Below are 7,855 nucleotides of genomic sequence, written 5' to 3'. Positions count from 1 at the left end.
ATGCTCGATCGACTGGTGSGTCGGGCCGTCYTCGCCCAGGCCGATGGAGTCGTGCGTGAACACGTGCACCACGCGGCGCTTCATGAGCGCGGCCATGCGGATGGCGTTGCGGCTGTAGTCGCTGAAGGTCAGGAAGGTGCCGCCGTAGGGAATGAAGCCGCCATGCAGCGCAATGCCGTTCATGATGGCCGCCATGCCGAACTCGCGCACGCCGTAGTTGATGTGGCGGCCGATCTCGCCGTGCGGCGGCTCGACGGCTGCGCCCTGCGAGGCTTCGTCTTCGGCGCCTTGCGGGGACTGCGTCGCGATTGGCGCATTCAGCACCACGGCGCCGGTCTTGGCGTCGAAGCGCAGCGCGGCGGTGCTCTTGGTGTTGGTGAGGTTGGAGCCCGTGAGGTCGGCGCTGCCGCCGAGCATTTCGGGCAGCGCGGCGGTGAAGGCCTCGAGCGCGAGCTGGCTGGCCTTGCGGCTGGCCACGGTTTCGCCCTTGGTGTGGGCGGCGACCACGGTGTCGAACGCCACCTGGTGGAAGTTCTTCGGCAGCTCGCCCTTCATGCGGCGGGTGAACTCGGCGGCCAGGCCGGGGTAGGCCCTGGCGTAGGCGTCGAAGCGGTCGTTCCAGGCGGCTTCGGCCTTGGCGCCTTCTTCCTTGTGGTTCCAGTCGGCATACGCCTCCTGCGGCACTTCGAAGGCCGCGTACGGCCAGTTCAGCGCGGCGCGGGTGAGCGCGATTTCGTCGGCGCCCAGCGGCTCGCCATGGGCCTTGGCGGTGTTGGCGCGGTTCGGGCTGCCCTTGCCGATCTGCGTCTTGCAGATGATGAGGGTGGGCTTCGAATCTTCCTTCTTCGCCTTGGCGATGGCCTTGGACACGTCCTTGGCGTCGTTGCCGTCGATCGGGCCGATCACGTTCCAGCCGTAGGCCTTGAAGCGTTCTTCGGTGTTGTCGATGAACCAGGGCTTGACTTGGCCGTCGATGCTGATGCCGTTGTCGTCGTACAGCGCAATCAGCTTGTTCAGGTGCCAGGCGCCGGCCAGCGCGCAGGCTTCATGGCTGATGCCTTCCATCATGCAGCCGTCGCCCRGGAAGGCGTAGGTGTGGTGGTCGACGATGGCGTGGTCCTTGCGGTTGAACTCGGCCGCGAGCAGCTTCTCGGCCAGCGCAAAGCCCACGGCATTGGTGATGCCCTGGCCCAGCGGGCCGGTGGTGGTTTCCACGCCGGGGGTCACGTCGACCTCGGGGTGGCCCGCGGTCTTGCTGTGCAGCTGGCGGAAGTTCTTGAGCTCGCTGATGGGCAGGTCGTAGCCCGTGAGGTGCAGCACCGAATACAGCAGCATCGAGGCGTGGCCGTTCGACAGCACGAAGCGGTCGCGGTCGAACCAGTGCGGGTTCGCGGGGTTGTAGCGCAGGTGTTCGCCCCAGAGTGCGACGGCCATGTCGGCCATGCCCATCGGTGCGCCCGGATGGCCGGAGTTTGCTTGTTGGACGGCATCCATGGCCAGCGCGCGAATCGCGTTGGCCATCAGGGCTTGGTTTGCCATGGGCGGTGGGCTTTCGGGGAATGTGGATTAGGGGGAACCCGCGATTTTACCGGCCTCGCTCCAACCCCCTCCCGCAGCGGCCAGAACACCCCACTGATGCTCTTTGGCGACACCCGGGCTGCTAGAGTTGCCACCCATGCACGGGCTGCACCTCACCGCCGATCTCCACGACTGCCAATGCGCCATGCAATGGCTCACCGACAAGGAGGCGCTCGGCGCCGTCTGCCTCAAGGCGGCAACGGCCGCCGGGCTGCAGCCGGTGGGCAAGCTGGTCCACGGCTTTCCGGCCACGCCGCAAGGGCCGGGCGGCGTCACGGCCACCGTGCTGCTGGCCGAATCGCACCTGTGCATCCACACCTGGCCCGAACAGCGCGGCGCCACGCTCGACGTCTACGTGTGCAACTTCGGCGGCGACCATTCGGCCAAGGCGCATGCGCTGATGGAATGCCTGGTCTCTCTGTTCAAGCCCGGCCACAGCGAACGCAACGAGCTGTTGCGCGGCAAGGTGGCGGCTTGAAGCCTTCTTCTTCTGCGGTACGGGCGATGATCCTGGCCGCCGGCCGCGGCGAGCGCATGCGGCCGCTGACCGATAGCCTGCCCAAGCCGCTGCTCGAAGTGCACGGCAAGCCGCTGATGCAGTGGCCGATGGAGGCACTGGCCGCCGGCGGCTTCACCGAACTGGTGGTCAACACCGCCTGGCTCGGCGAGAAGATCTCCAGCCGCTTCGGCCTCAATGCCTTGCTGGATGGGCATCCTGCGCTATCGATTTCATACTCCGACGAAGGCCATGACTTCGGCGAAGCGCTCGAGACGGCCGGCGGCATCGTGCGCGCCCTGCCGCAACTGGGCGAGATTTTCTGGGTGGCGGCCGGCGACGTGTTCGCGCCGGATTTCGCCTTCACGCAGGCCTCGGTGGACCGCTTCGCGGCCAGCGGCAAGCTGGCGCACCTGTGGCTGGTGCCGAACCCGGCGCACAACCCGAAGGGCGACTTCGGCATTTCCGCGGAAGGCCTGGCGCTCAATTCGGCGGCCGAGAAGTACACCTTCTCGACCATCGGCCTCTACCGGGCCGCGCTCTTTGCGCTGCCTTACTGCGGCATTCCGGCCGGCAACCCGGCGGGCGCCAAAGCCCCGCTGGCCCCGATCCTGCGCGCCGCGATGGACAATGAACGCGTGAGCGCCGAGCTCTATGCCGGTCCCTGGACCGATGTGGGAACGCCCGAACGGCTTCTTCAACTGAACACGCCAAGATGACCTCAGAAGACAACCGGATCTACGCCGAGCGCCGCGCGCGCCTCGCCTCGCAACTGGGCAAGGACGGCATCGCCATCGTCCCGACCGCGCCCGAGCGCCAGCGCAACCGCGACAGCGACTTCCTGTTCCGGCACGACAGCTACTTCTACTACCTGACCGGCTTCACAGAACCCAACGCCTGGCTGGTGCTCGCGGGCGACGGCCGCAGCATGCTGTTCTGCGCGCCCAAGGACCTGGAGCGCGAGATCTGGGACGGCTATCGCCTGGGCCCCGACGCGGCCCCCGCGGCGCTTGGCGTGGACGAGGCCTTCTCGGTCGGCGAGCTCGACGCCCGGCTGCCGAAGCTGCTCGAGAGCAAGTCGACCGTGTGGTTTCCGTTCGCGATCCACAAGGGCCTGGAAACCCGCGTCGACGGCTGGCTGCAATCGGTGCGCGCGCGCGTGCGCTACGGCGCGCTGTGCCCCGAGGAACTGCACGACCTGTGCGGCCCGCTCGACGAAATGCGCCTGGTGAAGGACGCCCACGAGCAGGACATCATGCGGCGCGCCGCGCAGATCAGCGCGCGCGCCCACGTCCGCGCGATGCAGCTGTCGGCGCGCATGCTGCGTGAAGGCAAGGACGTGCGCGAGTACCACCTCGATGCCGAGCTGCTGCACGAGTTCCGCCTGGGCGGCTCGCAGTACCCGGCCTACGGCTCCATCGTGGCCGCGGGCGCCAATGCCTGCGTGCTGCACTACCGCGCCGACGCAGCGCCGGTGCGCAGCGGCGAGCTGGTGCTGATCGACGCGGGCTGCGAGCTCGACGGCTACGCCAGCGACATCACCCGCACCTTCCCCGCCAACGGCAAGTTCAGCGGCCCGCAGCGCGCGCTGTACGACCTGGTGCTGGCCAGCCAGGATGCCTCGGCCGCGGCCACCAGGGCCGGCAACCGCTTCAACGATCCGCACGATGCGGCCGTCAAGGTGCTGGCGCAGGGCATGCTCGACCTGGGCCTGCTCGATGCCGGCAAGGTGGGCAGCGTCGACGACGTGATCGACTCGCGCGCCTACTTCCAGTTCTACATGCACCGCACCGGCCACTGGCTCGGCATGGACGTGCACGACTGCGGCAGCTACGTGGAGCCCACGCAGGTCGGCGAGGTCAGCGAGCGCAAGGACCCGCTGTCCAACGAAGTCATCAAGAACCGGCCGAGCCGCATCCTGCATCCCGGCATGGTGCTGACGCTGGAGCCCGGCATCTATGTGCGCCCCGCCGAGGGCGTACCCGAGCAGTTCCACAACATCGGCATCCGCATCGAGGACGACGCGATCGTCACGGCCACCGGCTGCGAACTCATTTCGCGCGGCGTGCCGGTGAAGGCGGACGAGATCGAGGCACTGATGCGAGCTTGACGGCGCGCTGCGACACCGGCGGCGGCGCATGCCGCGCCTGCAGGAAGTCGATGAACACCCTGAGCTTGCGCGGCATCTGCGCGCGGCTCGGGTGGTACAGGTAGAAGCCCGGAAAGGTGGGCCACCAGGGCTCGAGCAGCGGCACCATGCGGCCGCTTTCCAGGTCGCCGCGCACCATGCCTTCGAAGGCCACCATGATGCCCGCGCCGTCGCGCGCGGCGGCCAGCAGCACGTCGCCGTCGTTGCTGATCAGCGGCCCGGCCACTTCGACATCGAGCACGCGGCCGTCCTGCGCGTATTCCCAGCGATAGAGGCTGCCCGTGGTCAGGCGGTAGTTCAGGCACTGGTGCTCGCGCAGGTCCTCGGGCGTCTTCGGTGGCCTGCGCCCCGCCAGGTAGCGCGGCGACGCGAGGGTCACCATGCGCTGCGGCCCACCCACCGGCAGGGCCACCACATCCTGCGCCAGGCTTTCGCCAAGCCGGATGCCGGCATCGAAGCCGCCTTCGACCAGTTCGATCATGCGGTTGTCGCAGACCAGCTCCAGCGTGATGTCGGGATAGGCCTCGGCAAAGTCCGCGAAGTGCGGGTTCAGCAGCAATTCGGCCGACACGCGCGCGACGTTCAGGCGCAGCAGCCCGGCCGGCTTGTCGCGCGCCTCGTCGAGGCCTTCGACCGCCTGCGCGAGCGCGGCCAGCGCCGGCTGCGCGCCCTTGAGCAATTGCTGGCCCAGCTCGGTCACGCCGACGCGCCGCGTGGTGCGGTCGAGCAGGCGCACGCCCAGCCGGGCCTCGAGCGTGCGCACGGTCTGCGACAGGGCCGAGGGCGATACGCCCAGCTCTTGCGCCGCCCGCGTGAAGCTGGCGTGGTGCGCAATGCGTGCGAAGGCGGCGATCGCGGGGAGCAGTTCGGGGGACATGCGCGGATTATGARGACGCGCTTCCGCCGGCGGCTCGCGCCGGCGCCGCCTACCTGGCCTGCAGCAGCGCGCCGGCTTCGAGCAGCACCAGCTCGTTGTCGTCCGCCTTGTTGGGCTCGCGGCTGCTGGAGAACGGCAGGTTGTTGTCGTTGCCCACCACGATGTGCGTGGCATCGACCACGTCGACGTTCTCGATCGTGAAGAACGGGAACTTGAGCACGCCGTCGTTCAGCGGCTTGCGCGCGAGCCTGGCCGGGTCGGCGATGTTCAGCAGGTCGATGTAGCCGATCTTGCGCACCGCGCCGCCCACGTTGGCATCGCTCAGCTCGATCTTGTAGACGCGCTTGAACCTGGCGATGTCGTGGAAGCAGTCGCTGCGCTTCTGGCCTTCGGGGCAGGCCTTGTCGCTGGTGCCTTCGCCGTTGTCGCGCTCGATGACCAGCGCCGTGGTCGCGTCGATCATGTTGAAATCGCCGATGGCGTGGCCGTTGGCTTCGAGCGGGTACTTCCAGTGGCGGCCGGTCCATTTTTCAGACGCCACGTCGAACTCCAGCACGCGCAGCGCTTCCTTGCCGTCGACACGTTCGTAGTCCTTGGCCTCGGCGTTCCACACCGGGCCTTCGAGCAGCGCGTAGAGCTTGCTGCCATCCTTCGAGGCCGCCATGCCTTCGAAGCCCTTGGAGCGCTTGACCTGGAAATCGACCGTGCCGCCCGGGGCGCCCGGCGTGGTGAGCGCCGGATGGTCGGGCGAGCGCACGGCCTTGCCGTCGACCTCGGTGTCGAACACCGCGAGCACCTTGCCCTTCAGATCGGCCTTGATCAGGAAGGGGCCGAACTCCTCGCCGATCCACAACGCGCCGCCGGCAAACTGGAAGCTCTCGGGGTCGAAGTCGGAGCCGGTCAGGTAGCGCTGCTTCGTGCCTTCATGGACGATGCGGAACGGCACCTTCTTGTCCGGGTCGTGAAGGAAGATGGTGTTCAGGCGGTTGAACCTGCCGCTCTTGAAGTCCACCTTGTAGTGGTTCAGGTAGAGCATGAAGTCGGGCGAGTTGGCCTTGGCGCCGGCGCCGTTGTCGGTGAGGATCCAGAACGTGCCGTCGTCCATCTTCTTGATGCCCGAGTGGCCCTGCAGCGGCTGGCCCTTGAAGGGCAGCGAGACGCCGGTGCCGCGCCCGCCGGAGAGGCCTTCGATGGTGCCCACCGCCTCCACGCGCTTGCCCGAGGTGAACTTGCCGCTCACCTGCAGGTCGGCGGGCGCGTCCTTGGGCGCAGCGACAAAGCTTTGCGCGGGCAGCACGGCGTGGCCCGCGAGCGTGGCGGGGAAGGCGGTCTGTGCAGCGGCATGGCCGCAGGCGAGCGCGGCGGCCAGCGCGATGAAAGAAGAAATGAAAGAGGCAGGACGCGTCATTGGGAAAGAGAGGTTCCGTGTCGAAACGCGAGACCATGCCGGCCACGCGTGACGCGGCCATGACATGGCCGGCAGGCCCCTGCGGCTTCAGCCCAGCGCCGCGCCCGCGACGTGCCCGCGCGTGAACGCCTCCTCGAAGATCGAGTAGCCCGACCAGTCGGCATGCGCGAACGAAAGCCGCCCCGCGACGACGCGGCCACGGTGCGCCGCGTCCGGCGGCATGCGCTGCGCGCCGATCTGCGCGAGCAGCCCCGGCCGCGGGATCGACATGGCGTGGCCGTAGCGCGTGATCTCGATGCGCGTCGCGAGCGCAGGCAGATCGGGATGCGGCACCGAGAGTTCGGCGAGCAGGTCGTCGCGCCAGCCGGTCCAGGGCCGCTCGAGCAGCAGGCGGCGGCCGTCGGCGCCGTCATGGCGGCTCGGGCCGAGCGGGCGGTACCAGCTCAGCACGGTGCCGCGCGGCGTGGGGTCGAGCGTCTGATGGCGCGCATCGACATAGCCGAGGCCGCGCGTGCCGTGGATCACGTTGTCCCAGCTCGGCGCGGCGCCGGGGCGGTCGGCGAGCGGCCCGCGCAGGTGCACGTTGGCCACGAGCCAGGGGGCATAGCGCAGCTGCGCGGCGGCGTTCTTCAACACCTGCGGCGTGTTCTCGACCACGCGCGCGGCGATGAACACCGGCAGCGCGACGATGCAGCGCTCGGCCTGCCAGCGCACCAATGATTTGGACGCGGCGTCCCATGCGTCGACCTCGACGCCGCCGCGAAGATCGGCGATGCGCGTGACAGCCTGGCCGGTGTGCAGGCGATCGCCGAGCGGCCCGGCCAGCCGCTTCGTGAGCCAGCCGTTGCCCTCTGGCCAGGTCAGCACGCCGTCGCGCTCGGCGTTCGAATCGGCGCCACTGCCCGACGAGCCCGGCGCGTGAAAGCCGTGCCGGCTCGCGAAGTAGTGGATGCCGGCCCAGGCCGAGACTTCTTCGATGCCCGCGCCGTAGTCGTCGCGGCAGCAGTAGTCGAGGTACCAGCGCAGCTGCGCATCGCCGAAGCCCTCGCTGTCGAGCCAGTTCGCGAAGCTCACGGCATCGAGCGCCAGCAGCTCGGGCGTGACGTCGGCCTTGAGCGTGGGAATGACGAAGTGCGCCGCGTGCTGCAGCGTGTCGATGCGCTGCGCGAACTTGCGGTACTGCGCATGCGTCTCGGCGCCCACGCCGTGCACGGGCAGCAGGCCTTCCTGCCATTCGCCGCGGAAGAACAGCCGCTCCTGCGGGCTGTGGCAGAGGTGGCGCTCGTCGTATTCCCAGCGGCCCGCCACGCGCCGGCGCAGGCCGAGTTCCTCGAGCAGGTCCTGCAC

At 68.8% G+C, this 7,855-nt stretch carries 7 protein-coding genes; 3 read left to right on the top strand and 4 right to left on the bottom strand.

Going from position 1 to position 7,855, the window contains the following annotated elements:
• On the bottom strand, positions 1-1,539 hold a 1,539-nt coding region (locus tag AC1DOC_RS10940; RefSeq protein ID WP_478129791.1), incomplete at its 3' end, for a transketolase family protein.
• Between the two features lie 136 nt (positions 1,540-1,675).
• Between AC1DOC_RS10940 and speD the strand changes: the two genes are divergently transcribed.
• The 3 genes from speD to AC1DOC_RS10925 are packed head-to-tail and all read left to right on the top strand — an operon-like array spanning position 1,676 to position 4,184.
• A complete protein-coding gene (speD, locus tag AC1DOC_RS10935) occupies positions 1,676-2,056 on the top strand; it encodes an adenosylmethionine decarboxylase (RefSeq protein WP_015867999.1) in 381 nt (126 codons plus the stop codon).
• 26 nt (positions 2,057-2,082) lie between these two features.
• Positions 2,083-2,793, top strand: coding sequence for a nucleotidyltransferase family protein (locus tag AC1DOC_RS10930; RefSeq protein WP_062363884.1), 711 nt, complete (start codon positions 2,083-2,085; stop codon positions 2,791-2,793).
• Complete coding sequence (locus AC1DOC_RS10925) at positions 2,790-4,184, top strand: aminopeptidase P N-terminal domain-containing protein (RefSeq protein ID WP_478083823.1); 1,395 nt, start codon at positions 2,790-2,792, stop codon at positions 4,182-4,184. Before AC1DOC_RS10930 ends, AC1DOC_RS10925 begins: the two co-directional genes overlap by 4 nt.
• On the opposite strand, the gene AC1DOC_RS10920 is transcribed toward AC1DOC_RS10925, so the two are convergent.
• From AC1DOC_RS10920 to AC1DOC_RS10910, 3 genes are all read right to left on the bottom strand, one after another.
• Positions 4,126-5,100, bottom strand: a complete 975-nt coding sequence (locus AC1DOC_RS10920; protein WP_436288269.1) for a LysR family transcriptional regulator — start codon at positions 5,098-5,100, stop codon at positions 4,126-4,128. The genes AC1DOC_RS10925 and AC1DOC_RS10920 overlap by 59 nt on opposite strands.
• A gap of 49 nt (positions 5,101-5,149) precedes the next feature.
• Entirely contained in the window at positions 5,150-6,508 is a 1,359-nt protein-coding gene (locus AC1DOC_RS10915; protein ID WP_412512102.1) for an esterase-like activity of phytase family protein, read from the bottom strand.
• 87 nt (positions 6,509-6,595) lie between these two features.
• On the bottom strand, positions 6,596-7,855 hold a 1,260-nt coding region (locus AC1DOC_RS10910; RefSeq protein WP_478129790.1), incomplete at its 5' end, for an FAD-dependent oxidoreductase.

The organism is Variovorax sp. 01T439_2 (assembly GCF_056398445.1).
Note: the sequence above shows the minus strand (reverse complement) of the source record. Positions and strands in the feature narration are given on the sequence as shown.

Bases quoted from the DNA above. Each gene is read 5' to 3' on its own strand.
- speD (WP_015867999.1), top strand. From the start codon at position 1,676: ATGCACGGGCTGCACCTCACCGCCGATCTCCACGACTGCCAATGCGCC.
- AC1DOC_RS10930 (WP_062363884.1), top strand. From the start codon at position 2,083: ATGATCCTGGCCGCCGGCCGCGGCGAGCGCATGCGGCCGCTGACCGAT.
- AC1DOC_RS10925 (WP_478083823.1), top strand. From the start codon at position 2,790: ATGACCTCAGAAGACAACCGGATCTACGCCGAGCGCCGCGCGCGCCTC.
- AC1DOC_RS10920 (WP_436288269.1), bottom strand. From the start codon at position 5,100: ATGTCCCCCGAACTGCTCCCCGCGATCGCCGCCTTCGCACGCATTGCG.
- AC1DOC_RS10915 (WP_412512102.1), bottom strand. From the start codon at position 6,508: ATGACGCGTCCTGCCTCTTTCATTTCTTCTTTCATCGCGCTGGCCGCC.